The organism is Streptomyces sp. CRN 30, assembly GCF_034105845.1.
Window position 1 is genome coordinate 53024 of sequence record NZ_JAVRHI010000433.1, and the last position, 24710, is coordinate 77733.

At 71.5% G+C, this 24710-nt stretch carries 25 protein-coding genes and 1 pseudogene; 15 read left to right on the top strand and 11 right to left on the bottom strand.

What is annotated here, in order from left to right:
- The first annotated feature begins 168 nt into the window (after positions 1-168).
- The 5 genes from UW392_RS47370 (at position 169) to UW392_RS47390 (ending at position 4394) form a co-directional block, all read left to right on the top strand.
- Positions 169-474: a hypothetical protein gene (locus UW392_RS47370; RefSeq protein WP_320781559.1), complete on the top strand. Its 306-nt coding sequence runs from the start codon at positions 169-171 to the stop codon at positions 472-474.
- Positions 475-598: 124 nt separating this feature from the next.
- Complete coding sequence (locus UW392_RS47375; RefSeq protein WP_320781560.1) at positions 599-1372, top strand: SDR family NAD(P)-dependent oxidoreductase; 774 nt, start codon at positions 599-601, stop codon at positions 1370-1372.
- A 111-nt stretch (positions 1373-1483) separates the two neighbouring features.
- Positions 1484-2629 (top strand): galactonate dehydratase, encoded by a 1146-nt coding sequence (gene dgoD, locus UW392_RS47380; protein ID WP_320781561.1) that lies wholly within the window; start codon positions 1484-1486, stop codon positions 2627-2629.
- 98 nt (positions 2630-2727) lie between these two features.
- Positions 2728-3372, top strand: a complete 645-nt coding sequence (locus tag UW392_RS47385; RefSeq protein WP_320781562.1) for a bifunctional 4-hydroxy-2-oxoglutarate aldolase/2-dehydro-3-deoxy-phosphogluconate aldolase — start codon at positions 2728-2730, stop codon at positions 3370-3372.
- Between the two features lie 29 nt (positions 3373-3401).
- The gene (locus tag UW392_RS47390) at positions 3402-4394 is read left to right on the top strand and encodes a sugar kinase (protein WP_320781583.1); all 993 of its coding nucleotides are present in this window, start codon (positions 3402-3404) and stop codon (positions 4392-4394) included.
- A gap of 17 nt (positions 4395-4411) precedes the next feature.
- Here the strand turns inward: UW392_RS47390 and UW392_RS47395 are convergent, their stop codons facing one another.
- Positions 4412-5674, bottom strand: coding sequence for a cellulase-like family protein (locus tag UW392_RS47395; RefSeq protein ID WP_320781563.1), 1263 nt, complete (start codon positions 5672-5674; stop codon positions 4412-4414).
- Between the two features lie 161 nt (positions 5675-5835).
- Positions 5836-8223: a beta-galactosidase gene (locus UW392_RS47400; RefSeq protein WP_320781564.1), complete on the bottom strand. Its 2388-nt coding sequence runs from the start codon at positions 8221-8223 to the stop codon at positions 5836-5838.
- Between the two features lie 232 nt (positions 8224-8455).
- Between UW392_RS47400 and UW392_RS47405 the strand changes: the two genes are divergently transcribed.
- From UW392_RS47405 to UW392_RS47420, 5 genes are all read left to right on the top strand, one after another.
- Complete coding sequence (locus UW392_RS47405; protein ID WP_320781565.1) at positions 8456-9175, top strand: FadR/GntR family transcriptional regulator; 720 nt, start codon at positions 8456-8458, stop codon at positions 9173-9175.
- Positions 9176-9502: 327 nt separating this feature from the next.
- Positions 9503-10255, top strand: coding sequence for a GNAT family N-acetyltransferase (locus UW392_RS47410; RefSeq protein ID WP_320781566.1), 753 nt, complete (start codon positions 9503-9505; stop codon positions 10253-10255).
- 53 nt (positions 10256-10308) lie between these two features.
- The gene (locus UW392_RS67160) at positions 10309-10428 is read left to right on the top strand and encodes a putative leader peptide (protein ID WP_414497494.1); all 120 of its coding nucleotides are present in this window, start codon (positions 10309-10311) and stop codon (positions 10426-10428) included.
- Positions 10429-10502: 74 nt separating this feature from the next.
- Positions 10503-11753 (top strand): LLM class flavin-dependent oxidoreductase, encoded by a 1251-nt coding sequence (locus UW392_RS47415; protein WP_320781567.1) that lies wholly within the window; start codon positions 10503-10505, stop codon positions 11751-11753.
- Positions 11754-11774: 21 nt separating this feature from the next.
- The gene (locus tag UW392_RS47420) at positions 11775-13199 is read left to right on the top strand and encodes an NtaA/DmoA family FMN-dependent monooxygenase (RefSeq protein ID WP_320781568.1); all 1425 of its coding nucleotides are present in this window, start codon (positions 11775-11777) and stop codon (positions 13197-13199) included.
- A gap of 76 nt (positions 13200-13275) precedes the next feature.
- On the opposite strand, the gene UW392_RS47425 is transcribed toward UW392_RS47420, so the two are convergent.
- Positions 13276-13803 carry a GNAT family N-acetyltransferase gene (locus tag UW392_RS47425; RefSeq protein ID WP_320781569.1) on the bottom strand — a complete coding sequence of 176 codons (528 nt, stop codon included), beginning with the start codon at positions 13801-13803 and terminating at the stop codon, positions 13276-13278.
- A gap of 71 nt (positions 13804-13874) precedes the next feature.
- Here UW392_RS47425 and UW392_RS47430 point away from each other — a divergent pair, with 71 nt between their 5' ends.
- Positions 13875-14471, top strand: a complete 597-nt coding sequence (locus UW392_RS47430; RefSeq protein WP_320781570.1) for a TetR/AcrR family transcriptional regulator — start codon at positions 13875-13877, stop codon at positions 14469-14471.
- Between the two features lie 405 nt (positions 14472-14876).
- Here the strand turns inward: UW392_RS47430 and UW392_RS47440 are convergent.
- From UW392_RS47440 to UW392_RS47450, 3 genes and pseudogenes are all read right to left on the bottom strand, one after another.
- Positions 14877-15004, bottom strand: a pseudogene (locus tag UW392_RS47440) (winged helix-turn-helix transcriptional regulator); the annotation flags it as partial.
- Between the two features lie 320 nt (positions 15005-15324).
- Positions 15325-15717, bottom strand: coding sequence for a VOC family protein (locus UW392_RS47445; RefSeq protein ID WP_320781571.1), 393 nt, complete (start codon positions 15715-15717; stop codon positions 15325-15327).
- Positions 15714-16016: a metalloregulator ArsR/SmtB family transcription factor gene (locus UW392_RS47450; RefSeq protein WP_320781572.1), complete on the bottom strand. Its 303-nt coding sequence runs from the start codon at positions 16014-16016 to the stop codon at positions 15714-15716. Before UW392_RS47450 ends, UW392_RS47445 begins: the two co-directional genes overlap by 4 nt.
- Before the next feature lie 629 nt (positions 16017-16645).
- Between UW392_RS47450 and UW392_RS47455 the strand changes: the two genes are divergently transcribed.
- Positions 16646-17611, top strand: coding sequence for a YihY/virulence factor BrkB family protein (locus UW392_RS47455; RefSeq protein WP_320781573.1), 966 nt, complete (start codon positions 16646-16648; stop codon positions 17609-17611).
- 146 nt (positions 17612-17757) lie between these two features.
- Here the strand turns inward: UW392_RS47455 and UW392_RS47460 are convergent, their stop codons facing one another.
- Positions 17758-17913, bottom strand: coding sequence for a hypothetical protein (locus tag UW392_RS47460; protein ID WP_320781574.1), 156 nt, complete (start codon positions 17911-17913; stop codon positions 17758-17760).
- A gap of 491 nt (positions 17914-18404) precedes the next feature.
- Positions 18405-19442, bottom strand: a complete 1038-nt coding sequence (locus UW392_RS47465; protein WP_320781575.1) for a hypothetical protein — start codon at positions 19440-19442, stop codon at positions 18405-18407.
- 269 nt (positions 19443-19711) lie between these two features.
- Between UW392_RS47465 and UW392_RS47470 the strand changes: the two genes are divergently transcribed.
- Complete coding sequence (locus tag UW392_RS47470) at positions 19712-20137, top strand: SRPBCC family protein (RefSeq protein WP_320781576.1); 426 nt, start codon at positions 19712-19714, stop codon at positions 20135-20137.
- Positions 20138-20696: 559 nt separating this feature from the next.
- Positions 20697-21356 carry a DUF4232 domain-containing protein gene (locus tag UW392_RS47475; protein ID WP_320781577.1) on the top strand — a complete coding sequence of 220 codons (660 nt, stop codon included), beginning with the start codon at positions 20697-20699 and terminating at the stop codon, positions 21354-21356.
- A 312-nt stretch (positions 21357-21668) separates the two neighbouring features.
- Here UW392_RS47475 and UW392_RS47480 read toward each other — a convergent pair whose 3' ends face one another.
- Positions 21669-22037, bottom strand: a complete 369-nt coding sequence (locus tag UW392_RS47480) for a MerR family transcriptional regulator (RefSeq protein WP_320781578.1) — start codon at positions 22035-22037, stop codon at positions 21669-21671.
- Positions 22038-22150: 113 nt separating this feature from the next.
- Between UW392_RS47480 and UW392_RS47485 the strand changes: the two genes are divergently transcribed.
- Complete coding sequence (locus UW392_RS47485) at positions 22151-23056, top strand: NADP-dependent oxidoreductase (RefSeq protein WP_320781579.1); 906 nt, start codon at positions 22151-22153, stop codon at positions 23054-23056.
- A 37-nt stretch (positions 23057-23093) separates the two neighbouring features.
- Here UW392_RS47485 and UW392_RS47490 read toward each other — a convergent pair whose 3' ends face one another.
- Complete coding sequence (locus tag UW392_RS47490) at positions 23094-23663, bottom strand: class I SAM-dependent methyltransferase (protein WP_320781580.1); 570 nt, start codon at positions 23661-23663, stop codon at positions 23094-23096.
- A gap of 232 nt (positions 23664-23895) precedes the next feature.
- On the bottom strand, positions 23896-24579 hold the full coding sequence (locus UW392_RS47495) for an NADPH-dependent F420 reductase (protein ID WP_320781581.1): 684 nt from the start codon (positions 24577-24579) through the stop codon (positions 23896-23898).
- Positions 24580-24710: the final 131 nt, after the last annotated feature.

Sequence of the window (24710 nt, forward strand, 5' to 3'; positions counted from 1 at the left end):
ACCGGGACAAGCGGCCGCTGTCGGCGAACTGCCAGCGGGCGGCTCTCTCGGTGATGGTCGTGCGCCGGTGCGGCGCGATGAGCGCGCGCCGCGCCTCGTCGAGGCGGCGGTCCCGGAACGGTCCTGGTCAGCAGCGGCGCGGGCTCGGGGCCGTTGATCGTCCCGCAGGTGGCGAACGTTCGGATCGCCACCGCCGGGATGCGCAACTGGATCCTCAACCTGCACGCCGCGCTCTCCGGTACCGGCGTCCACGCCGCGCACATGGCGGTCGCCGCCTACATCGGCCGGGGTGGCCACGGCTCCCGGCCCGAGACGATCGCCGATGCCTACTGGCGGCTGCACACCGAGCGCGCCGAGGCCGAACTGGTCATCCAGGACCTGCCGGACGACTACCTGGAACGAGGCCTGGCGGACAAGTTCTCCGAGTCTCACGAGTCCACCGAGTCCACCGGGCCCGAGCCCGGCAAGTCCTGAGCAGAGGTCTGTCGGGCTCCCGCTCCCTCTTGGCGCCCCTGATTAATTAATATTTAATTGGGCTGCCTTCGGTGAGGCCCTCCTCTCCGCCCTCTTGCCGGTCGATGCCGCTCGGGAGCCGCATGTGAACCCGTACAGCCTTGTCAACGCCCGTTCCTCCGGCCGCTGTGTCGTCGTCACGGGAGGGGCCTCGGGCATAGGCGCCGCCACCGCGCACCGGCTGGCCGCCGACGGTGCCGGTGTGGTGCTGGTCGACGTCGCCGACCGAGCGGGTGAGGAGACGGCCCGGGCCATCCGGGACGCCGGCGGCAGCGCCGTCTACCAGCACGGTGACGTCTCCACCGAGGACGGCTGGGGCGATGCCGTCACGGCGGCCCACGACCACTTCGGGCCTGTCGCGGGGCTCGTCAGCAACGCGTACACGGTCCGCATGGGGGCCGCCCACACGATCGGCCGGGCGGAGTGGGACCGTCAGCTCTCCGTCAGCCTCACGGGCACTTTCCTGGGGTTCCGAGCATGTCTGGAGGATCTCCGGGCGACCGGGGGCAGCGCCGTCTTCGTCTCCTCCGTGCATGCGCTGGTCGGCATGCCGGGCCGTCCCGCCTACGCGGCGGCCAAGGCGGCACTGACGGGACTGATGCGGCAGTTGGCGGTGGAGTACGGGGCCGACGTGCGGGTCAACGCGGTGCTTCCGGGACCGGTCCTCACGCGCGCCTGGGACGACATCGGCGAGGCGGACCGGCAGGCCAGTGCCGAGCAGACGGCGATGGGCCGGCTGGGGCGCCCGGAGGAGGTCGCCGGTGCCATCGCCTTCCTCCTGGGCGAGGACGCGTCCTTCGTCACCGGGATCTCCCTCGTGGTCGACGGAGGATGGAGCGTACGGAAGACCTCCTCCTAGGCCGTCGCGCCGTCGCGCCGTCGCGCCGTCGCGCTGCTGTGCCGCCGTGCCGCCGTGCGCGAGACGTGCCCCTCCCGCCGCCCCACCGCCCCCGTCGCAGGAGCGTCCCCCGTGAAGATCACCCGCATCGAGACCTTCGCCGTCCCGCCCCGATGGCTGCTGTGCCGCGTGGAGACCGACGAGGGCGTCGTCGGCTGGGGCGAGCCGGTCGTGGAAGGCCGGGCCGCCACCGTCCGCACCGCCGTGCGCGAACTGGCCGAACTCCTCGTCGGACAGGACCCGCTGCGCATCGAGGACCACTGGCAGGTGATGACCAAGGGATCCTTCTACCGGGGCGGTCCCGTGCTGTCCAGCGCGGTCGCGGGACTCGACCAGGCCCTGTGGGACATCGCGGGCAAGGTGTTCGGCGCACCCGTCCACGTGCTGCTGGGCGGTCCGGTCCGTGACCGTGTGCGTGCCTACAGCTGGGTGGGCGGCGACGAGCCCGCCGAGGTGGCCGACGCGATCGCGGCCCAGGTGGAGGCCGGTTTCACGGCGGTCAAGATGAACGCCTGCGGCCGGATGAACCGCCTGGCCACGATGCGCGACATCGACGACGTCGTCGGCCGGGCCGCGGCGGCCCGCGAAGTACTCGGCCCGGACCGGGACTTCGCCGTCGACCTCCACGGGCGGTTCACGGTGGCCAACGCCCGCCGCGTGCTGCCCCACCTGGTTCCCTTCAGCCCCCTGTTCGCCGAGGAGGCCGTGCTGCCGGAGTACACCCACCTGCTGAAGGACCTGGTGGCCGGCTCACCGGTGCCGCTCGCCACCGGTGAGCGGCTGTACTCGCGTACCGACGTCCTGCCGGCCCTGCAGGCCGGTGTGGCCGTCCTCCAGCCCGACCTGTCCCACGCCGGAGGCATCTCCGAGGTCCGGCGCATCGCGGCGCTCGCCGAGGTCTTCGACGTACCCGTGGCACCGCACTGCCCGCTCGGCCCCGTCTCCCTCGCCGCCAGCCTGCAGATCGCCTTCAGCACCCCCAACTTCCTCATCCAGGAACAGAGCATCGGCCTCCACTACAACCAGGGCGCCGAGGTCCTCGACTACGTGGTCGACCCCGAGGTGTTCCGCTTCCACGACGGATGCTTCCTGCGCCCCACCGCACCCGGCCTGGGGATCCAGGTCGACGAGAAGGCCGTGCGCGCGGCGGACGACAGCAGCCCCGACTGGCGCGGGCCGATCTGGCGGCACCCCGACGGCTCGTTCGCCGAGTGGTGACCCCAGGACACCGACCCCGTGGCCCTTGCCCTTCCCCTCGCTCCTCCTCCCGCATCTCCCGCCCCCTCGCCCCTCCACGACATCACCGGAGCCGCCCCGTGGAAGCCACCGACTTCACCCGCCGCCTGAGCCGCGACAGGCTCGCCGCGATCGTGCGCGGCCGTTCGGCGGACGCCGCGCTGCGCACCGTACTCGCGCTCGTCGAGGAAGGGGTCGGCCTCGTCGAGGTCTCCCTCAACACCGTCGACGCCTGTGACGTGATGGCCGAGGCCGCCCGCGAGGTGGGGGAGGAGGCCCTCATCGGCGCGGGCACCGTCGTCACCCGGGACGACCTGCTGCGCGCCCGGGACGCCGGCGCCACCTGGATCGTCACCCCCACCACGGGAGGTGCCGTCACCGCCGCCGTGCACGAGCGGCTGCCCGTGCTGGCCGGAGCGCTGACGCCCGCCGAGGCCGCGGCCGCCGTGGCGGCGGGTGCCACCGCCGTGAAGCTCTTCCCCGCGTCCCTGGGCGGGCCCGCCTACCTCCGGGCCCTGAAGGACCCGTTCCCGGACATGCCGTTGGTGCCCGTCGGCGGTGTGGGCGCCGACCTCGTACCCGAGTACTTCGCGGCCGGAGCCCTCGCCGTCGGAGTCGGCTCACCGCTGGTCGGTGACGCCGCCCACGGTGGAGATCTGGACCAGTTGCGCCGCCGGGCCCGGCTGTTCCGGTCGGCGTGCCGGCGACCGGAGGCGGACGCGTGACCTCCCGGGCCGATACCACCACCGCCGTCATCACCACTGCTTCGCCGCGTACTTCCTCGCCGCCTCCGCCGGGCACGGACGTCCTGACCTTCGGCGAGACCATGCTGTCCCTGCGGACCGACGGGCCGCTCGCCACCGGCGCCCCGGCCCGCACCTCGGTGGCCGGCGCGGAGTCGAACGTCGCCGTCGGACTCGCCCGGCTGGGCCACCGCGTCTCCTGGGCCGGCCGCCTGGGCGCGGACGAACCGGCCCGGCTGATCCTGCGGACCCTGCGCGGCGAGGGCGTCGACGTGCGCCACGCCACCACCGACCCCGAGGCACCCACGGGGTCCATGCTGCGCGAACGCCTGGTCGCCGATGTCGCCCGGGTGCACTACTGGCGCACGGGTTCCGCCGCCTCCCGTCAGCGGCCCGGGCACCTCGCCCCGGCGCTGGCCGCGGGCGCCCGCGTCCTGCACGTCACCGGCGTCACCTGTGCCCTCGGCCCCGGTCCGCGGGCCACCGTGACCGAGGCGGTCGAGCACGCCCGCGCACGCGGCTGGACGGTGGTGCTGGACGTCAACCACCGGACGCGCCTGTGGAGCGAGGGGGAGGCGGCGCCCGTCCTGCGCCGGCTCCGCGACAACGTGGACGTCCTGATCGCCTCGGACGACGAACTCCCCCTCATCGCCGGGGACGAGCGCACGAGCGAGGACGCGCGGGTGGCGGAGCTGCTGGCCGCGGGGGTGGGCGAGGTGGTCGTCACACGCGGGGGCGACGGAGCCGACCTGTACGGCACCGACGGCCACCGCCTCCACCGGCCCGCCCACGGCGTCCCCGTACTCGACACGGTCGGCGCCGGGGACGCGTTCTGCGCCGGATACCTCTCCGGGCTCCTGGACGGTCTGGCACCGGCCGACCGGCTGCGGCGGGCGGTCACCACGGGCGCGTTCGCCGTCGCCTCCCGCGGCGACTGGGAGGGCCTGCCGCACCGCGACGAACTGGCGCTCCTGGACGCCGCACCCGGCAGCGCCCTCCGCTGAGCAGGACGGCCGGCCGGTCACGGGGTGAGCAGGGTGTTGCACTCCTGCTGCAGGGCGATGTCGCCCCACATCGGGTGGTGCGGGGCGGCGTTGGAACACACCACCGCACCCCAGGCTCCGGCCCTCGCGGACTCGGTCACGGCGAGGCGGCAGAAGGCCGCACCCACGGGACCCTCCTCGAAGGTGCCGTGCAGCGGGGTGTAGCCGATCCACCCCTCGCCGAAGACGAAGGGGACACCCGTCTCGGCGGCCCAGTCCGCGGCGGCGGCGATCCAGAGGGTCAGCTTCTGTTCCATCGCCGGGCGGTGGACGGCGTAACGGTCGTGGAGCCAGGCGTCGAAACGCTCGGGGTCGCACCAGTCGTGGACGTACAATTCGCGGTGGCCGACCACGGTGGCGTCCAGGCGCCAGCGGTCCTCGGCGGGCGGGACCCAGTCCTCCAGGCGGGGCGCGTCCGGCCGCAGCAGTTCGCGTGCGGCCCGCTCCTGCGGGAAGGGCCGGGAGGGGTCCCGCAGGGCGAAGGCGTCCAGCAGCTCGTCCATCACGCCGTAGACGTACGGGTGGAAGGCGGCGACGTCGACGTCCCGGGGCACGCCGCGCAGCGAACCGACCGGCACCTGGGCGTAGTTGACGGTGACCATACGGTCGGGGTGCCGCTCGCGGAACCGGGCGAGGCCCCGTTCCAGGCGCGGGCGCAGAGCGACGACGGTGTCCCCTTCGAGTCCCTCGGTGAGGAAGCCCGCCTGGACCTCGTTGTGCAGTTCGGTGAAGGCGACGCGGTCGTCGAGGCCGTCGTGGGCGGCCAGGAAGTCGACGAGGTCGGCGAGCGCGTCGGCCAGGACCCGCGGGCGCTGCTCGGGGTCCACGGTCATCAGGGCGTCGAACCAGGCACGGTCCCGGGCGAACGACGAGGACTGCTGGTACTCCCAGCTGGAGAGGATGACGAAACAGTCGTGGCGGCGGGCGGCCTCGAACAGGGCCAGCAGGTGGGCCCGCGCGTCGATCTCGGTCGCGGCGCGCACGTCGTACCAGCGCACCCGCTGCCCGACGGCGCCGCCCAGGGGGCCCAGGCGCAGGCGACGGGTGTCGAGACCGGAACCGAACAGCAGGTAGGGCATGGCGCAGACGCGGACGGTGTTGTAGCCGCGCTCCACGGCCTCGGCGAAGGCGCGGTCCAGGTCGGCGAAGGGCTCACCGGGACCGGTGCGGGTGTACCAGGTGAAGTCCCACAGGGTGATCTTCAGGGTGTCGGGGAGGCGGGCGGGCCGTGCGACGGGCATGCGGAGGAACCCTCTCGTTGGAACGAAAACAGGTGAAGAAGGCGTGCGGCTCAGCTCTTGACCGCGTGGGTCCGGAGCTCAGCTCTTGACCGCGTGGGTCCGGGGCGAGATCCGTACCGGGCCGTCGGTGACGGCCGGGGAGGAACCGGAACCGCACGGGGTCAGTCGGTCCCGCCCCCCGCGGCCACCGCCAGGGCGATCCGCCGGACGGGAACGAGTGCGGCGCTGTTCACCGAGGCGCGCTCACGGGCGGCCTCCAGCCCCGCACGCACGGACGCGTCGACGTACACCTCGCTGTCCTGGGGGAGGGGCAGGACCCGGATCTCGATCTCGTGCGAGGCCGCCTCCGCCACCTCGACCGCCTCCGCCGCCCCGTCGGTGAACCGGCGCAGCCCGATCTCCCAGTCGGGTCCGTACCAGAAGTGGTCCGCCACCAGCCGGCCGTCGAGGTAGGCCCGCGCCACGTCACCCGTGTACGACAGCCGCAGCAGCACCTCCCCGTCGGGGTCGTCGAACGCCGACACCGGGACGGTGATGCGGTAGACGGCCGCCCCGTCGAAGTCGGCGTCCCGCGGCGCGGAGGCCCGGTGGTGGGACCCGCCGGTACGCGCCGGCGGGACGACGGCCTCGGCCCGTACGCACGCGACCTCGCAGCGCGGCGGCGAGTCGGTGCCCGTGCCGATCGTGAGCGCCCACCGGGTGAAGGGCCCGTCGGTGCGCGGAGCGGACGCACCCGGTCCGGCGAGCAGGCGGGTGGCAGCCGTGTCACCGGGAGGCAGCAACACCGACAGGTCCACCTCACCCCGGGTGGTGTGGATCCGCAGCTCGCTCCCGTCGGTCAGTACCGGTTCCGCGCACAGGACGAGCCGGTCGGTGCCGCCGATGCTCACCCGCTGTGCCCGCAGCGCCTGTTCCTCGGACAGCACCAGCAGGTGCACCGGCCCCGCTCCCTGCGGGCCGGTCACCGTCCACAGGGTGGGGGAGCCGGGCTCGGGCACACTCACCACGACCAGGTCGGAGTCGTCCGCATCCCTGCGCACCGGTCCGGACACCTCGCAGCCGGCCGGCAGGGCGAACTGCGGGGTGATGCCGGCGGTCGCCGCGAACACCGCGACCGGGTCCCCGTCGAGTTCCAGCCGGGTGACCGGCTGCGCGCTGGCCCACTCCAGCCGCACCCCGCGGCCGATGCCGTACCCGAGCGGCCAGACGAAGTGCGCTCCGGAAGGGACGGTGACGTCCTGGGCGGGCAGGGTGGCCGTGCGCCCGCCCAGGTGCACCTGGAAGCGCACTCCGTCGTGGTCGGGCAGCGTCTCGTGCGGCTGGTGGTTGTTGACGAACAGGAAACCCGTCTCACCGTTCGCGCGCACCGACCAGCGCAGCGACTCGCGGTCGTCGAGTCCGGCCGGTTCGTCGTCGGGCAGGTGCAGCGGCATGTCCGCCAGGTCGGCACCGCTGTCCCGGATCAGCAGGTGCTGCAGTCGCAGCGCGTGGAAGGAGGGCCGTACCTGCCCGTACTCGCCCAGCGGCGCCTGGAAGTCGTAGTTCACGGCCGGGAGGTCGTTGGGGTAGCCGGTGTCGTGCGACTCCTGGTTGGGCACGGCGTGACCGAGGCGCTGGGAGCAGCCGTGGTAGAGGTAGTAGCCCTGCCAGACCGAGCCGCTGCCGAGCTTCGTCAGGGCGAGCGACGAGACGTCGGCGGCGGGCACGAGGGGGCGCCGGTGGTAGGCGATCGCCATGCCGCCGCCCAGCTCGCAGGTCGCGTACGGGTAGCGGCGGTCGTCCGGTCCCGTGCCGGCCGGTGCCGAGGGGCGCAGGTCCGCGCCGATCGCGTGGTCGTCGCGGATCGCGGTGAAGAAGTAGTGGCGCCGCATCTCGCGGGTCCAGCCCTCGTGCGCGTCCTCCCAGAAGGCTTCCGGGTAGCCGCCGTACAGCGGCAGCAGCACGTCGACGGGGATGTCGGCGGCGCCCCAGCCCGTCGCCGTCCACAGCGGTGCCCGGATGCCGGCCCGCTCGGCCAGGGCGCGCAGGGTGCGCAGGTGTCCCGGCTGGTCGTAGAGCTCGTTCTCCACCTGGACGGCCACGATCGGGCCGCCGTCGTCGTAACCCAGCCCGCGCAGTTCGTGGGAGATGCGCGTGTAGTACGACTCGACGAGCGCCAGGTAGGCCGGGTCGTCGGTGCGCGGGGTGCACCCGGCCTGCTGCAGCCAGTCGGGGAAGCCGCCGTTGCGGCACTCGCCGTGCGACCACGGCCCGATCCGCACCGATATGTACAGCCCGAGCTCACCGCACAGCTCGGTGAAGCGCCTGATGTCCAGGCCGCCGTCGAACCGCAGGGTGCCGCGTTCCTCCTCGTGCTGGTTCCAGAACAGGTAGGTGGCCAGCAGGTCGATCCCGCCGGCGCGTACCTTCAGCAGCTCCTCGCGCCATTCGGCCGCCGGGTAGCGGCTGAAGTGGAACTCACCCATGACCGGCAGCCAGGGCTCGGTACCCCGCTGGAGCTTGCGGCTGTCGGCCTCCAGGGGGTGAGGGGCGTCTTCGCGGCTGCCCATCGGCAGGTGCCCCTTGATCGGGAGGGGAAGGTGTCGGGCGTGCAGCGTCAGCATGACAGGCGGCTCCGGCGGGCGTGCGGCTCGTGAAGTGGGTTCATCGTCTGGGCGGCCCTACCCCCTGTCAAGATGTATTCATAAATAATGCTGACCGCTAGACTGTCTGACCACGGAGCTGACCACAGGGCTGACCCCGGGGCGAAAAGCCGCCCTACAACCCCATGAGGAGAACCGCATGGCGTCCTACTCCGGTCGCGGTGTGCACGGACAGGTCGTACACACACTGGGTGCGCGCATCGTGGGAGGGGAGCTCGCCGAGGGCGAGATCCTGGACATCGGTGCGCTCGGCGCCGAACTGGACGTGAGCCTCACCGTCATGCGCGAGGCGCTCAAGGTGCTGGCCGGCAAGGGGCTGACCGACGCACGCCAGAAGCGGGGCACCTTCGTCAGGGAACGCGACCACTGGAACCTGCTCGACGCCGACGTCATCCGCTGGCGAATGGAGACGGGCGACGGCACCCAGGTGCTGCGTGACCTCGCCGACGTACGCTCCATCATCGAGCCCGCCGCGGCGCACCGGGCAGCGCTGCACCGTACCGGCACCGACCTGTCCGCGCTCGAGGCCGCCCTCGAGGACATGGGGCGGGCGAAGGTCGACTCGGCAGCCGCCGCCGAGGCGGACGCGGCCTTCCACCGGGCGCTCCTCGCCGCCACGGGCAACGACATGCTCAAGAGGATGGACCTGCTCCTGGAGCCCGGCCTGCGGGAACGCGACCGTATGGTGCACGCCCACGGCGATGCCGACGACCCCGTACCCAGCCACCGTGCGGTGCTCGACGCGGTCCGCGACCGGGACCCCGCCCGCGCCGAACGCGCCATGGTCAACCTGCTGGCGAAAGCGGTCGCGGACCTCGACCACCTCGCACCCGCACCGGACGCCGCGCCGCCGTCCTGAGCCCCACCGCTCGCCCGGCTGCGCCCCCCCGATGGGCGAGCCGGAATGAGCAAGCCGGACCGGGAGAAGCGGAGATTTCATGTCACTGCAACGATTTCTCCCGCATCTGCCTGCTAGACATGGTCGAGTGAATTCCTCAGTGCCGCACCGTGTGCGGCATCGCCGCAGGTTGTACGTGGATCTGGCGCGTGTCGTCGCCTCCGCGTGTCGCCGTTCGTGATGTCACCGCTCGCCGCTCGCCCCGCGCACGCCGTGCCCGGAGGGACCGCTCGCGCGTCATTCCCGACTCCTGCGACCACCCTGCGACTACTTGAGGACTTCGCCCCCGTGGCACATCTGATCGACGTTCGTGGTGGTGACGTTCCGGCCGGCCCGACCACACACCTCCTCGACAACGCCGTCTGGGCCGCCCTCGACGGCCCGCACGCCCACCTCGCCGAGCGGGTCGGCCGAGCAGCCCGCTACCCCGCCGACGTCTACGCCTTCGCCGCCCTCGCCGATCCCGGGGACCCGGCCGCCTGGGCCGACCTGCACACGCTCGCCGGTTCGGGCACGGCCGTACGGATCAAGCCGGTCGACGAGGTACAGGTACCCGGGGGCTGGGAGATCGTCGACGGGGGAGAGGGCGTCCAACTCGTCGACACCGCACTGCGCGCCGAGCCCGACCCCGAGGCGGTGCGCCTCGGACCTGACGACGTGCCCGAGATCCTGGACCTGGTCGCCCGGACCAGGCCGGGCCCCTTCCTGAAGCGGACCGTCGACCTCGGCACGTACCTCGGCGTCCGGCACCGGGGTGAGCTGATCGCCATGGCGGGCGAACGGCTCCGTCCCCCGGGCTGGACTGAGATCAGCGCGGTCTGCACCGCTCCGGAGCACCGCGGCCGGGGCCTGGCCGCCCGGCTGGTACGGGCGGTCGCCGCGGGCATCCGTGAACGCGGCGACACCCCGTTCCTGCACGCCGCTGCCACCAACACGCACGCGATCCGTCTGTACGAGTCACTCGGCTTCACCCTGCGCCGCCGGAACACGATCCTGCGCGTACGCACGCCCGGAACAGAGCGCGAAGCCGGGTCCTCATGACAGTGCCCCGAGAAGAGCTGCGCGCCACCACATGGTGGACGGAGGTGCGGTACATGCGGCGCCGGCTCCGCCTCCGCGCGTCGGCGTCGAACCCACGCCGGGTCGTCCGCCTGCACTCCCGGCCGTACATCGATCTGCGGCGCGTGGCCGGCGCGCTCTGTCGCGGCGCCTGAACCTCGCCCCCGTCGTGCCCGCCCCCGCGCGAGGGGCGGCGCTCCCGTCGACGAGTCTCCAGGAAGGCACCACCGTGTCAGTTCCCCCCTCTCCCTTCTCTTCCTCCTCTCCGCTGCACCTGGCCGTCGCCCTGGACGGCACCGGCTGGCATCCCGCCTCCTGGCGTGAGCCGGTGGCCCGTCCCCGGGACCTGTTCACCGCCGGCTACTGGGCGGGCCTGGTCGCCGAGGCCGAGCGTGGTCTGCTCGACTTCGTGACCATCGAGGACGGCCTGGGCCTGCAGTCCTCCCACCCCTTCGACCAGGACGGCCGCACCGACCAGGTCCGCGGCCGCCTCGACGCCGTCCTCATCGCGTCCCGGATCGCCCCGCTGACCCGGCACATCGGCCTGGTCCCGACCGCGGTGGTCACCCACACGGAGCCCTTCCACCACTCCAAGGCCCTCGCGACCCTGGACTACGTCAGCACCGGCCGCGCGGGCGTGCGGGTCCGGATCACCGCCCGTCCGAACGAGGCGGCGCACTTCGGCCGCCGCACCGTCCCGCGCATCGACGCCTACGACAGCCCGGGCGCCCAGGAGACGGTCACCGAGCTGTTCGACGAGGCGGCCGACTACGTGGAGGTGGTGCGCCGGCTCTGGGACAGCTGGGAGGACGACGCGGAGATCCGGGACGTGGCCACGGGCCGCTTCATCGACCGGGACAAGCTGCACTACATCGACTTCGAGGGCAGCCACTTCAGCGTCAAGGGCCCCTCGATCACCCCGCGTCCGCCGCAGGGCCAGCCGGTGGTCACCGCCCTCGCCCACCAGACCGTCCCGTACCGGCTGGTCGCCCGCCAGGCCGACGTCGGTTACGTCACCCCGCACGACGCGGGTCAGGCGCACGCGATCGTCGCCGAGATCCGCACCGAGCAGCAGGCGGCCGGCCGGGCAGAGGACACCCTGCACGTCTTCGGTGACCTGGTGGTGTTCCTGGACGACGACCCCTACGAGGCCGCGGCCCGCAAGGAGCGCCTGGACACCCTCGCGGGAGAGCCGTACACCAGCGACGCCCGCATCTTCACCGGCACCCCGACACAACTCGCCGACCTCCTCCAGGAGTTGCAGACAGGCGGGCTGAGCGGCTTCCGGTTGCGCCCCGCCGTCCTCGGCCACGACCTTCCGGCGATCACCCAGGGCCTGGTGCCCGAGCTCCAGCGCAGGGGCGTCTTCCGCCGCACGTACGAGGCCGACACCCTGCGCGGCCTGCTGGGCCTGCCGCGCCCCGCCAACCGCTATGCGACCAGCGCCACCACCACCGCTACCGCCACCGCCACCGCCTGAGCCGGAGGGACGGAGACCACCATGAGCAAGCCGCTGAAGCAGATCCACCTCGCCGCCCACTTCCCCGGCGTCAACAACACCACCGTGTGGAGCGACCCGGAGGCCGGCAGCCACATCGAGTTCAGCTCCTTCGCCCATTTCGCGCGCACCGCCGAACGCGCCAAGTTCGACTTCCTCTTCCTCGCCGAGGGGCTACGGCTGCGCGAACAGGGCGGGCAGATCTACGACCTGGACGTCGTCGGCCGCCCCGACACCTTCACCGTCCTGGCCGCGCTCGCCGCCGTCACCGAACACCTCGGCCTGACCGGCACCATCAACTCCACCTTCAACGAGCCCTACGAGGTGGCCCGCCAGTTCGCCAGCCTCGACCACCTCTCCGGCGGCCGCGCCGCCTGGAACGTGGTCACCTCCTGGGACGCCTTCACCGGTGAGAACTTCCGCCGCGGCGGCTTCCTCCCGCAGGAGGAGCGCTACTCGCGCGCCCAGGAGTTCCTCGCCACCGCCCACGAACTCTTCGACTCCTGGCACGGCGACGAGATCGCAGCCGACCAGGCGTCGGGGACCTTCCTGCGCGACGCGAAGGCGGGCGCCTTCGCGCACCAGGGGCAACACTTCGACATCGGGGGGCAGTTCGACGTCCCGCGGTCCCCGCAGGGCCGCCCCGTGATCTCCCAGGCGGGTGACTCCGACGAGGGGCGCGAGTTCGCCGCCTCCGACGCCGACGCGATCTTCAGCCGGCACGCCGAGCCGGAGGAAGGGCAGGCGTTCTACACGGACGTCAAGGGCCGGCTCGCCAAGTACGGCCGCCGCCCGGACCAGTTGCTGATCCTGCCGGCAGCCTCCTTCGTCCTGGGGGACACCGACGCGGAGGCCGAGGAGCTGGCCAAGGAGATGCGCCGGCAGCAGGTCAGCGGGGCGACCGCCCTCAAGCACCTGGAGTTCGTCTGGAACCGCGACCTCTCCGCGTACGACCCGGACGGCCCGCTCCCCGACATCGACCCCGACCTCGGCGAACACCACATCGCCCGCGGCCGCGCCCAGGTGCGCATGTACCGTGACCCGCTGGCCACCGCCCGCGAGTGGCGTGAGCTCGCCGCGGCCAACAACTGGTCCATCCGCGACCTGGTGATCGAGACCGGCAACCGGCAGACCTTCGTCGGCTCCCCGCAGACCGTCGCGAGGACGATCAACGACCATGTGCAGGCCGATGCCGCCGATGGCTTCATCCTCGTTCCGCACATCACCCCCCGAGGCCTCGACGCCTTCGCCGACCGGGTCGTCCCGCTCCTCCAGGAACAGGGCGTCTTCCGCACGGAGTACACGGGCCCGACCCTCCGCGACCACCTCGGCCTCGCCCACCCCGACGCCGTGAGCGACGCACGTGCGGCCACTCGGCACGCCCATCGCCCGCGTGAGAGCCATGTGGCAGCCGCCCGCGTGCAGTGATGCAGTCGATGACGGACCAGTTGTCGGTGTCGGCGCCGGCGATCCCGGTGGCGGTCGCCGCGAGGGTGGGTGACTGTCAGGAGTGCTCATCGGTGTCGCGGAGGTCGAGGGCCCAGTTCTGCCCGACGAGGTCCTGACCGAAGCTGTGGTGAGGCTCTTCGTCCGTGAGCGTGAACCCGAAGTGTTCGTAGATCCTGCGAGCGGACACCAGGTTGTCGGTGGTCCACAGGGTCACGCGCCGGTAGCCGGCCTTGCGGGCGAAGGCGAGGGACTGTTCGACGAGGCGGGTGCCGAGCCCCAGACCCCGGGCGGACGGAGTGACGAGCAGGACGCGCAGCTTGGCCACTCCCGGCTGGTCGGCGGCGACCAGGAACACGCAGCCCGCGCGTTCGCCGTCGATCTCGGCGATCCAGGCCGCATCTGTGGCCGGGGAGCGCTTGGCCGCGTAGTCGCCGACGATCTGTGCCACCAGTGCCTCGAAGCCGGTGGTGAAGCCGAACTGCTGGGCGTAGAGCTCACCGTGGGCCATCACCACCCAGCCCAGGTCGCCAGGGCGGTCGGCGCGGCGGATCACGAACTGCCGCTGACGGGCTTCCTTCGGCATACTCACTCTCCGTGTCGGATGGCTGCCAGGTGCTACTGACACGATCGTGTCAGTAGTTCTATGCTAGGTCCATGCCTCCGACAACCGCAAACCCGTCCGCACGTCATAAACAGCTGCTTGAGGCCGCCTACGACTACGCGCTCGCACACGGTCTGGCCGATCTGTCGCTGCGCCCGCTGGCCGAGGCCATCGGCTCCAGTACGCGGGTGCTGATGTTCCTGTTCGGCAACAAGGAAGGGCTCGTGCGGGCGCTGCTGGAGCGGGCCCGCACCGAGGAACTGGCGCTCCTGGCGCACCTCCGTCAGCACGACCGGCCGGTCGGCCTGGTCGCGGCAGCCGAGCAGGTGTGGACGTGGCTCGCCGCCGACGAACACCGCCCGCTGCTGCGCCTGTGGGCCGAGGCGTACGCCCGCTCCCTCGTCGAACCGAACGGCCCCTGGGCCGGGTTCGCCCGCTCCACCGTGGAGGACTGGCTCGACGTCCTGGCCGCCTGCCAGCCACAGCCGGACCGAGAGAGCGAGGAAGGCGCCGTCCGCCGCACTCTCACGCTGGCGGTACTGCGAGGGGCACTGCTCGATCTCCTCGCCACCGATGACGAACACCGGGTGACCGCCGCCGTCCACCGGCAACTGGCACTGTTGCACTGGGACGAGAGGTCCGGCACCTGATCTCAAGGGCGAGGGCGGAGAGATGTCCCGCCAGGAAGCCATCTCCTGGCTGCACAACTTCCGGAGCCCGCTGGCGCCCACGCCCGCGACATCCGGCTCGTCACCCGGTTGTAAACGCTTGGAGCGGCGACTGCCCGAACTGGTGCCCGCTACGCCGACGTGAACGGTGGGGGCAGGAGTTGGATGACGTCGTTGTGGTTGCCGCCGGTCAGTGACGCCGCGGGCGGGATGCCCTGGCCGTCGGTGAGGGGGTGGTGCTTGCTGCCGGTCGCGCGCGGTCGACCGGGCTGGGTCCGCTTTCGAGTCCCTGCGGGCCGTGGGCAGGCGCGAGGAGTCGATCACTGCCCGGGACCGGTCCGGCTGGTTCGTCGGCCGCAGCTTTTCGAGCAGCGCTGCGTGCAGCCGGTCGACGCGTGGCGGCGCCTCGGCGTAGGCGTGGCGGCGGATGAGAACGTGTGCCTTGAGCCGTCGGAGTGCCTGGGTGAGCATCTTGCGGAGACGCCGCCGAGCAGCTCGATCAGCTCGCCATGGCGTGGGATCACCGGGATCGAAGACCCTGCTGGCGCCGAAGGTTGCCTGCTGACTCCGCAGTGGAGCAGATCGGGCTCATGGACTGGCGGACACCAGCTCGACGGCAGGTGTCAGTGGCGGCCCGGCTGGGGTACCGGTTTCCGAGTTGGTCCGTCATTCGGGTACTCGGGCATTCGGGTTATTCGGGGTGGAGGCCCCCGCCGCCGTCCCCGCATCCGGTGCGGCCGCGCGCGCTCGAGGGAGCCCGGCTGCAGCGGTACTTCGGACGCGCGACCACGGGGGCCCGGTCGCTGTGACGGCCGAGCTGCGCGTGGGTAACTGCCTACTGCGGCTCGGTCGCGATCTGGATCAGGTTGCCGCAGGTGTCGTCGAAGACGGCGGTGGTGACGGGGCCCGCTTCCAAGGGCTCCTGGGTGAAGCGGACGCCGCGGCCGCGTAGGCGCTGGTACTCCGCGTTCACGTCGTCGACGGCGAACTGGGCGAGCGGTATGCCGTCCTGCACGAGCGCGTCACGGTAGGACTTGACGGCCGGGTGGCCGGCGGGCTCGAGGAGGAGTTCGGTGCCGTCGGGTTCGTCGGGCGAGACAACGGTCAGCCACCGGTCCTTCTCGCCCACCGGAACGTCGTGCTTCTTCACGAAGCCGAGGATCTCGATGTAGAAGTGTTCGGCCTTGGCCTGGTCGTCGACGAAGACACTGGTCAGGTGGATCTTCATGAAGTGCTCTCCTCCGGTGCGGATGCGTCGGGCACGGGCCATCGCTCGGCGATCTGCCTCAGCGGGGCTGTGTTCAGGTGGTGGAACTTGTAGCGGCCCTCTCGCCTGGTCTCGACGAGTCCGGCGGCCTCGAGCACGGCGAGGTGCTGGGAGACCGCCTGGCGCGAGATGCCGAGCTGATGTTTCATGCTCAGTCGGGAGCAGATTTCGAACAGTGTCTGTCCGGACTTCTCGGTGAGCTCGTCGAGGATGGTGCGGCGGGTAGGGTCGGCCAAGGCTCTGAAAAGGTCATCGGCCACGACCACAGCATAGGCAACTGTTCACTTGCCTATCAAGTGGAGGTGCGCCGCGCGGTGGGTACTGCCCGGTGGTCGGCTGCGGGTCACTGGAGGGGGCCAGTCGCCTGGACGACCGTCTGGGCCATCCAGGCATGCGTCCGCTCTCGCACTCCACCCGCGACAGACGATCCCCGGGCGACCTGCGTGGCCTGCCGCAGGGATCCACGGGGCGGCCTCGCGCTCGGCGGCGGCCTGCTCGGCGGAGGTGACGTGCTCCAGGGCCGGGCCCACCTCGGCGAGGCGAGGAGCCGCGCGAGGTTGAGGGATCTCACGCCGGCCAGGCAGCTGGCCACGCCGCCCATGACAGCCGACTGATCGCCCGACTCGAGAAGGCCTCGCGCACCGTTCTCCACCTACGCCGTGCCCCGCCGACGCTACGCTCCTGCCGTCCGCGGGCTGATGCGCGACGCCATGCCGGTCCATGCCGGTCCATTCCGGTCCGCTCGCCAACGGCTGATTTCCCCAGTTGCGGCAAGAAGGTGTCCGGGTCGTGTCGGCGTGCTCCCGGTGGGCGGTGCGCGGTACCCGTGCCCCACCGGCGCTGTACGAATGCTCAGTGCCGTTCGCATGTCAGAGGGAGGCGTTCGACGATGGGGACCGCAGGGCACGTTCCGCAGACCCGGGACATGATCGGTGAGGAGCTTTCCGGCGACGAGGCGCTCACCGCGCTGAGGCGTTACGGAGGCCGCCGACTGCTCGTGGACGCGTTCTCCAGATTCCGTTACGGCGATGGTTTCACCAACGCGCGCTCACTCGCCTTCCAGGTCGTCCTCGGCCTGGTGCCGTTCACCATTGCGCTGGTCGGTGTGACGGCCACGGTGCACACGGAGAGCATCGGGCGGATCGTCGAGCTCACCCTCGCCCGCATCGTGCCGGGCGCCAGCGCGGACCTGGTCGAGGACGCCCTCCACGGCACGGAGCGCAGCGCCGGGACGGGCATGTGGAGCGCCGTCGCCATGTGGCTGGGCCTGGCCTTCGCCCTGCTCAATCTCGCTTCGGCGATGGGGCAGGTGGAACGGGGAGCCAACCGTATCTACGGCATCGAACGCGACCGGCCCTTCCTCGCCAAGTACGGACGGGCGCTGGTGCTCGCCCTGTTCGCGGGCATGCCGATGGTGCTGGGCTTCCTCGTGCTGGTCGCGGGAGACGCGGTCGGGCACTCCGTGGTGGAGGCGTTCGGCTGGTCGCAGGAGCGGCTCGACTGGTGGGGGTACGCCCGGGTGCCGCTGGGTGTGGTGCTCGCCGTCGTCGCCTCGGCGGTGATCTTCCGCTGGGCTCCACGTCGGGACCAGCCGGGCTATACCTGGCTGGCGTTCGGCTCGGGGGTGCACCTGGTGCTGTGGATCGCGGCCACGTGGTTGCTGGCGCTGTACGTGGCGAAGAGCGGCTCCTTCGGCACGGTGTACGGGCCGCTGACGGCCTTCGTCGCCCTGCTGCTGTGGGCCAATCTGACGGGTGTCGCGCTGTTCCTCGGCATAGCGTTCGCCGCTCAGCTGGAAGCCGCCCGTGCCGGAATCACCGAGGCCGTGCGCCCGGATCCGGGGCCGGGGTCATGAGGGTCCGACCCGCACCCGGTCCGTGCGGCCGGGCCGGAACCGCAACGGCCTGAGCCGAGCCGCTACGGCACATCCCCGTCTGCCGGACGTTGAGGCGCCAGGTGGACGCCCCACTTCCGCCGTGACACGGCGGGACGGCTGATCCGTCAGAGCCTGTCGGCCCAGGCCTTGCACCCCGCCCGTGTTCCGCTGTCGGCGATGCCGTCGATCGCGCCACCGTAGTCGCCGGTGGCCCTCAGTACCCGCTGCGGCGCGCTGATCGTCTGAGGGCCGACGACGAACGTGCCCAGCGGTCCGTCCATCGTTCACCGCGCGTTCGCCGGCATGTCGAGCTGACCGGCAGGTGATGCACGGGCCTGGCCCGGAGAATCTGCTGAACCCACTTGTGACGGCTACCTCAACGGCAGGCATCCGCCGGCCGCCCGCCGCGCTACTCCGAGACGCCCGGTTCGGTGTCCGGGTGGCAGTGCGGGCAGGACAACACGTCCTGTGCCAGGGCCCGCACCGCCACTTCTCATGGCTACGCCTTTCGCCCGCTTGCCGCCCATGTGGCAGCCGCCCGCATGCACATACACCGCCGACGTGCGCCCGCCCTTCCGCTCGACCGTCCACTCCGGCGCCGCCGCCGGCCGAGGAGGATCGCTCATGCATGTGATGCTGAGTGACCTGGTCGCTCGTCATGGCCGTGTGCCGGGCCGCTCCGACCGTGGCCCTGACGCAGCGCGTTCGATCGGATTGATCAAGTTTCGATACGCGCTCCAAGACCTGCTCCGGCTCCCTCTCCTCACCATGGTCACCGCTTTCCCTCGGCCCAGTACGCGGCCCGCACCTCCCCCTCCATGAAATCCCGGCGCGGCAGACGCAGGCCGAGGGACTCCTCCAGAGCGTGGAAGTACAACTCGAAGGTATTGGTCAGTTCGGGGTGGTCCAGTTCGGCACGGCGTACGGCACGGTTCAAGAAGTCCAGTTCGCCGCCCCGCAGATAGGGGGCACGGCCGCGTTCGTACCAGATCAGCTCCAGTGCGCCCCAGTCGTCGTCGACGCGGCGACCGTCTCGTATGTAGTCGAAGGTGTAGATGGCCTTTGCCGCGGTGGCGGTCAGCCACACGCTCTCCTCGATCCCGAGCGCCGCGTATGCCTCCTTCTCGGCGAAGGCCCCTGGCGGCGTGTCGTGGTGCAGCAGAAACGTCCACCCGCCTGCCTGTCCGAAACAGCAGCTCTTCCACTGGCGGTCCCAGTGGGCCCGGCCGCTGTCCACGGCCTGCAGGTCCTTCAGTCGCGTGCCGGCCGCGACCTGCGCGGGATCGGCCCCGTACAGCAGGGCCAGCCGCTCGGCGTCGACAGTTCGCCCGGGCGCCGCGCGGAAGAAGGCAAGGGTCGTGTACGGGTCCTGCTCGCGCCAGGATCTGGCTATCCAGGCGAGCCCCTCCAACGGGTCGCGCCCGCACGCTTCGACCATCCCCGTATCGTCCAGGCCGCCGCTGCGGAACCGTCTGCCCCACGCCGGATCGATCCGTTCCAGCGCATCGGCCACCTCTTCGGGGCTGCCGCCGCGCCGACGCACCGCGGCCTCGGCGATCAGGTAGAGCGTCTGTTCGAGGTCGCGGGTGGCGAAGACCTCTTGGTAGGGACCGTGATGGCCGCGCACTGTACCGCTCTCCTCCAGCAGCAGAAACAGGCCGTCATCCTCCGCCTCCTCGGCGCGCTCGGCGCACGCCTCCAGCTCCTCGTCCGAGAACACCACGGGCGGCAGTCCGACCCCGTGCAGCAGGGGGTGTCCAGCGGCCGTCCGCTGCCAGGCCTCCGCAAGTGTCCGCTTGGTGATTTCCATGGCGCCAGCATAGGAAGGGCCACTGACAAGCGGCCGGTCTTCTCGGCTGGTCGAATTCCGGCCGCTCGGAACAGGAATGAGGCACGTCCCGTCTCCAGGAGCAGTCGGGCGGACGCCTTCGCCCCGGCCGCTACCGGCTCCCCGACAGTGACGGTGGTCAATGCGGTGTGCCGTGTGTGCCGTGTGTGCCGTCATGTTGCGGGTAAGCGCTTCACTGCATCCGTCGGGCCGCCCCGGATCGACCGGGACTACCGGAAAAGAGGCACAACGTGTCCGCATCCCTTGTGGAGACCGTCGACATCGAAGCACCCGTGGCCGTCGCCTGGGCGCTGTGGAGCGATGTGACGCGGTGGCCGTCCTTCCTGAGCCACGTACGCCTGGTGGAGGCGCTGGACGGCCGCCGTTTCGCCTGGCAACTCCAACTGCCGGGAGCCGACAAGAACTTCGTTGCCGAGCTCACCGAGGTCGTGCCGGAGAACCGCATCGCTTGGCACACCGTGGAGGGGGTCGACCACGCGGGCGTGGTGACCTTCCATCGCCTGAGCGACACGACCAGTCGCGTCACGCTCCAGATCGAGTACGACCCCAAGGGCTTCATCGAACGCCTTGGCGCGCTCACCAATCTGGACTCGACACTCGCCAACTACGACCTCGGCGAGTTCCAGAAGCTGGCCGAGAAGACCGCAGAGTCCTGAATCGATCCTCTGCGTGGGGGCGTGGGGGCGTGGGGGCGTGGAGGGGGACCGGCATGCGCGGTATGACGGCGGCCACCGCGCAGCGCCCAGGAGCAGACCGCGACCGTCGAGTTGGCGCGCGCCGCGCACGGTGCGGTCTTCGGCCAAGCGGCCGGCGCGGTAGCGGATGTCGCCCCCAGCAGGGCGAGGATGCGCGACCAGTACGGGGCGAGAGCCAGCCCCCCAATGGGGCTCGATCACGTCGGCCAACCGGCCCGGCTCGGCCGACGGATCGGGGTGCAGTGACTCCACAGGGGCGTCGGGCACCTCGTCCGTGGTGTGCAGCAGAGCCGGCGGGGTGGCCCGCAGCGTGGTCAGCTCCACCTCCAGCGACGGCAGCGGGGTCGTGGGCGGCCGACAGAGGCACCGCGGGACGCGACCCGCCCAGGGCCGATGACGACTTCGACAGGACGTGGTATCACCGTGCGAGCTGTCTGAGAAGGGGAGAGACGTTCGCGGACGCCGACTCGTACCGACCAGTCGGCATCGCGACCGACCATACCGACAGTGAGGACAGACGATGCGCGTTCACAAGCTCTCCTTCGCCGCCCTGGCCGTTGCCGTGGGGTTGTCGCTGACGGCCTGCCAGGACGGTGACTCCGCGGCACAGGACGGACCGTCGTCCGCGCCCACGGTGTCCTCGTCGGGCGACGGTTCGGGCTCGGCAGCTCCGGATCAGGACGGCGGGCAGGACTCCGGCGAGAAGAGCCCCGGTGACCAGGGCACGGTCGCCGGCACCGGCCGGACCGAGAACGGCGAGGTCGGTGACTGCCGCACCGACGAGCTGGAGATCACGGCATCGGACAACACCATCGACGGCGACCGGGCCAACACCGTCGCGGTGGAGTTGCGGAACGGCGGCGGTCGCGACTGCTTGTTGTCCGGACACGCGGGTGTCGACCTGGAGACCGACGCGGGGACACTGTCCGCGGAACGCACGGGTGAGCCGGCCGATCCGACGATCCTCGAGAACGGCAAGTCGGTCGCCTTCTCCATCAGCTACCCGATCAACGATGCGGGAGGCTCCGGCGTCCGCGTCACGAAACTGCTGGTGACCCCGCCGGACGAGACGAAGTCGGTCTCCCTCGACTGGCCGGGCGCCGCCACGCTGCCCGTCACGGACGGTACCGGCTCCCCGGTGGAGGTCGGCCCGATCGGGAGCGCCGGCCAGGGCGGATGACCATCGGTCCCGCGATTGCCCGCTACCGCCCGCGGTCCCCGGGGCTCCGCGGACGTGGTCCGGGTCCGCGAGCCAGGACTGACCAGTGAGGCGGCCAGCAGCAGAAGGCCCGGAAGCAAGGATCGGCACAGCCGGCGCGGAACGTCGCACGGGCCCTCTCACTCCCTCACTCCCAGGGGCGCTCGGAGTACCGCACCCGCTACGCCTTCTGGCTGCTGGGCAGGACGCATCCGCATGACGACGCGCTGATGGCACTGAAGGGTGTTGCAGAAGGCCGTGATCGCCTGGCCGGCGCGGTGTTCGGTACCCGAGTCAGTCCCGGGGGTGTCGGCATTCCGCGGGCGGGTTACGGGTGTTGGCGATCACGGTGTCGAGCCGGTCGCGCGCCGCTTGCAGGTCGGTGATCCGCTCACTGATCCGCGTGCGCTCGGCCTCCAGGTGGTCCAGGAGTCCGGGCGCCACCGTGCCGGAGTACACGCACGGCAGCACCTCGCGCACGGATCTGCTCGGCAGGCCCGCGGCGAAGAGTTGCTGAATCAGCCTGACCCGCTCGACAGCGGAGGCCGGGTACCGGCGCTGCCCCCCGGCGCTCCGCTCGGAGGGCAGCAGGTCCTGCTCCTCGTAGTAGCGCAGGGCTCGCACGCTCACTCCGGCCTCCTGGGCCACCTCGCCGATACGCACGAATACTCCGCTCCACGGGCCGGCCACCCGACTTGCATCTCACGCCAACGTCAGGTTTTAGCGTAGTCGACGTCAAGGAACACCGAGCCAACCGAACAAAAAGGCAGGACGTCATGCGCGCAGCCCGGTACCACGAGTACGGCGGTACGGAGACCCTCACGGTCGAGGAGGCCCCGGCACCGCTTCCCGACCCCGGCGAGGTCCGCATCCGCGTCGCTGCGGCCGGAGTGAACCCGGTCGACTGGAAGGTGCGCAGCGGCGCGGTGCGCGAGGTGTTCCCCGTGGACCTGCCGGCGATCCCCGGCCGCGACGCCGTTGGCGTGGTGGACAAGATCGGCCAGGGCGTCGAGGGCGTGAACATCGGGGACCGCGTCTTCGGGCTCGGCGGCGTCACGGGCGCGACGGCAGAACTGGCCGTGCTCTCGGCCTGGGCGCCGGCACCCGCGAACTGGACCGACGAGCAGGCGGCCGGGGCCGGCCTCGCGTCCGTGACCGCGCTCAGCGGACTCAAGGCCCTGGGCCCGCTGGGTGGGCGCACCCTGCTCATCGAGGGCGCCGCCGGAGGCGTCGGCGGTGCCGCGGTCGAGATTGCCCTCGCCCAGGGCGCCACCGTGATCGGGACCGCCAGTGAGCGCAACCACGCCTTCCTCGCCTCCCTCGGTGCCACTCCCACCACCTACGGCGCGGGCCTCGCGCAGCGTCTCACCGACCTGGCACCGAACGGTGTCGACCTCGTACTGGACGCCGCCGCCTCCGGTTCCCTCGCCGACCTCGTCGAAATCGCCGGCGACCCCGCCAGGGTCGTCACGGTCGCCGACCACCAGAACGCGGAACGCCTGGGCGTGCACATGGCCAACGCGGTCAACGACTCCGCATTCCTCGCCGAAGCGGGGGAACTGGGCGAGCGAGGCCGCTACACCCCGCGAATTGAGCAGACCTACCGACTGGACGAGGTCGCGCAGGCGCACGCCCACTCCGAGCGCGGGCATGTGCGGGGAAAGATCGTCATCCTCATCTGACCCCTCATCAGGCGACGGCCTTCGCGCTTTCGCGCCTTCACGCGCCGGATCGTTCTCTGCTGCGCGTGATGGGGTCCGAGAGAGCTCGGCACGAGCCCGGCCGTGTGTCCGCTCCGACCACCGAGCCGGACCTCGACGACATGGACACGGTTGGCGGACTCGGCGCGGAGACGAGCAGGCGGCCGCCGGGCCGGACACAGTCGGCCAGAGCGGGCAGGAGCCGGCGCGGGTAGGGCACGCTGCTGATGGAGTGGACCAGGTCGAACGGGTCAGCGTCACGCAGGTGAGCCACCGCGTCGGCGCACTCCAGGCGGGGAGCAGGGACGGCCGGGTAGCGATCGGTAGCACGCTTGTGTGGGGTGGGGGAGGAGTCCACGGTGGTGACCTGGGCACCGAGGGATGCCATGCGGGCAGCGTGCCGGCCGAGCCCGCTGCCGAGGTCGAGCACGCGCAGCCCTTGCACGTCGCCGAAAACCTCGGCGCCGGACCCGGCGCCGAGGATGTCCCAGGCCCATCGGTCCGGCTCGGGCAGCTCGATGCCCCTGGCGATCTGGTGAGCTTCGTACGTGGTCCAGGCGCCCTGGTTCTGTGTCTCGAGGTCCGGCATGATGAGGGGCTCTCCAGCAGCGGAGGAGTGGTCAGGGGCGCAGGGCGTAGCCGCTCAGGATGTCGAGGTCGGCGGAGCGGCCACAGCCTGCTCGTGCGCGAGGTGGAGTCCGTCGGGCGATGCCTTGGAACCCCCTGTCCGGCGCTGCGCGGCTGCTGGTCGCCGGTGAGCGCGACGATCCGGTGAACAGGGTTGGAAATGGCCGGGTGCCCGCCGGCGGGAGTATGAACTTCTAACGGAGAGCCCCCGTGCCACCTTCCGTCTCCTGTTGGCTCGGTCCGGCCGAATAGGCCAGGGGAGGTGCGATCGCTTGCGCATCCGCTCCCTCGCCGACCCAGAGGGCGATGAACAGCGCGGCGGTCGCTTCCAGGAGTCCCGCACGCTCGAGACCGCCGCCGGCCACGGGGTCACAGCCCACATCCCGCACCAACTCGCGTACACGCGCGAGGGCCGTCTCATCGTCCCCGCAGACCGGCACGGCCAGTGGCCGTCCATCGAAGACGGGCGACCGCATGCGCCACACGTCCTCGTGGCAGAGGTTGAAGGCCTTGACCACGTGGGCTCCCGGTGCCACCGCGGCAAGTCGCTGCGCGGCTGAGGGGCCTCCTTCCGTCAGCAGCCGGAAGCCCGGGCCCACCGGATTGGAGCAGTCGAGCAGCACCTTGCCCTCCAGGGCCGCGTGCAGGTCCCGTGCCACGTCCGCTCCCGCCCCGAAGGGCAACGCGGCCAGCACCACCTCACCGAATGCGGCCGCGGCGCGCAGACCGGCAGGCTTCACGCGGCCTCCGACGCGCGTCGCGAGCCGTTCCGCCCTGTGTGCGTTCCGTCCGCCGATCGTCACCTGGTGCCCGGCCCGCACCCAGTGGGTGGCGAGCGCGTCGGCCATGTTGCCCGTTCCCAGTACGCCGATTCTCATCACACGTTCCCTCTCCGTGCCTGCTTCGCCGTTGACACCGACGCTAGAAGGCGGTTCAGGCACCATTTGGTACGTGACGACCGACGCCTTCCTCGCCGACTGCCGCGCCCGCCTCGCCTTCGACCTGCTCT

Excerpts from the sequence above, each read along its gene's own strand:
- UW392_RS47400 (WP_320781564.1), bottom strand. The coding sequence starts at position 8,223 with ATGGGCAGCCGCGAAGACGCCCCTCACCCCCTGGAGGCCGACAGCCGC.
- UW392_RS67160 (WP_414497494.1), top strand. The coding sequence starts at position 10,309 with ATGCGGCGCCGGCTCCGCCTCCGCGCGTCGGCGTCGAACCCACGCCGG.
- UW392_RS47495 (WP_320781581.1), bottom strand. The coding sequence starts at position 24,579 with ATGAGAATCGGCGTACTGGGAACGGGCAACATGGCCGACGCGCTCGCC.
- UW392_RS47490 (WP_320781580.1), bottom strand. The coding sequence starts at position 23,663 with ATGCCGGACCTCGAGACACAGAACCAGGGCGCCTGGACCACGTACGAA.
- UW392_RS47460 (WP_320781574.1), bottom strand. The coding sequence starts at position 17,913 with ATGGACGGACCGCTGGGCACGTTCGTCGTCGGCCCTCAGACGATCAGC.
- UW392_RS47425 (WP_320781569.1), bottom strand. The coding sequence starts at position 13,803 with ATGCCGAAGGAAGCCCGTCAGCGGCAGTTCGTGATCCGCCGCGCCGAC.
- UW392_RS47455 (WP_320781573.1), top strand. The coding sequence starts at position 16,646 with ATGGGGACCGCAGGGCACGTTCCGCAGACCCGGGACATGATCGGTGAG.
- UW392_RS47465 (WP_320781575.1), bottom strand. The coding sequence starts at position 19,442 with ATGGAAATCACCAAGCGGACACTTGCGGAGGCCTGGCAGCGGACGGCC.
- UW392_RS47485 (WP_320781579.1), top strand. The coding sequence starts at position 22,151 with ATGCGCGCAGCCCGGTACCACGAGTACGGCGGTACGGAGACCCTCACG.
- UW392_RS47475 (WP_320781577.1), top strand. The coding sequence starts at position 20,697 with ATGCGCGTTCACAAGCTCTCCTTCGCCGCCCTGGCCGTTGCCGTGGGG.
- UW392_RS47405 (WP_320781565.1), top strand. The coding sequence starts at position 8,456 with ATGGCGTCCTACTCCGGTCGCGGTGTGCACGGACAGGTCGTACACACA.
- UW392_RS47430 (WP_320781570.1), top strand. The coding sequence starts at position 13,875 with ATGCCTCCGACAACCGCAAACCCGTCCGCACGTCATAAACAGCTGCTT.
- UW392_RS47395 (WP_320781563.1), bottom strand. The coding sequence starts at position 5,674 with ATGCCCGTCGCACGGCCCGCCCGCCTCCCCGACACCCTGAAGATCACC.
- UW392_RS47420 (WP_320781568.1), top strand. The coding sequence starts at position 11,775 with ATGAGCAAGCCGCTGAAGCAGATCCACCTCGCCGCCCACTTCCCCGGC.
- UW392_RS47445 (WP_320781571.1), bottom strand. The coding sequence starts at position 15,717 with ATGAAGATCCACCTGACCAGTGTCTTCGTCGACGACCAGGCCAAGGCC.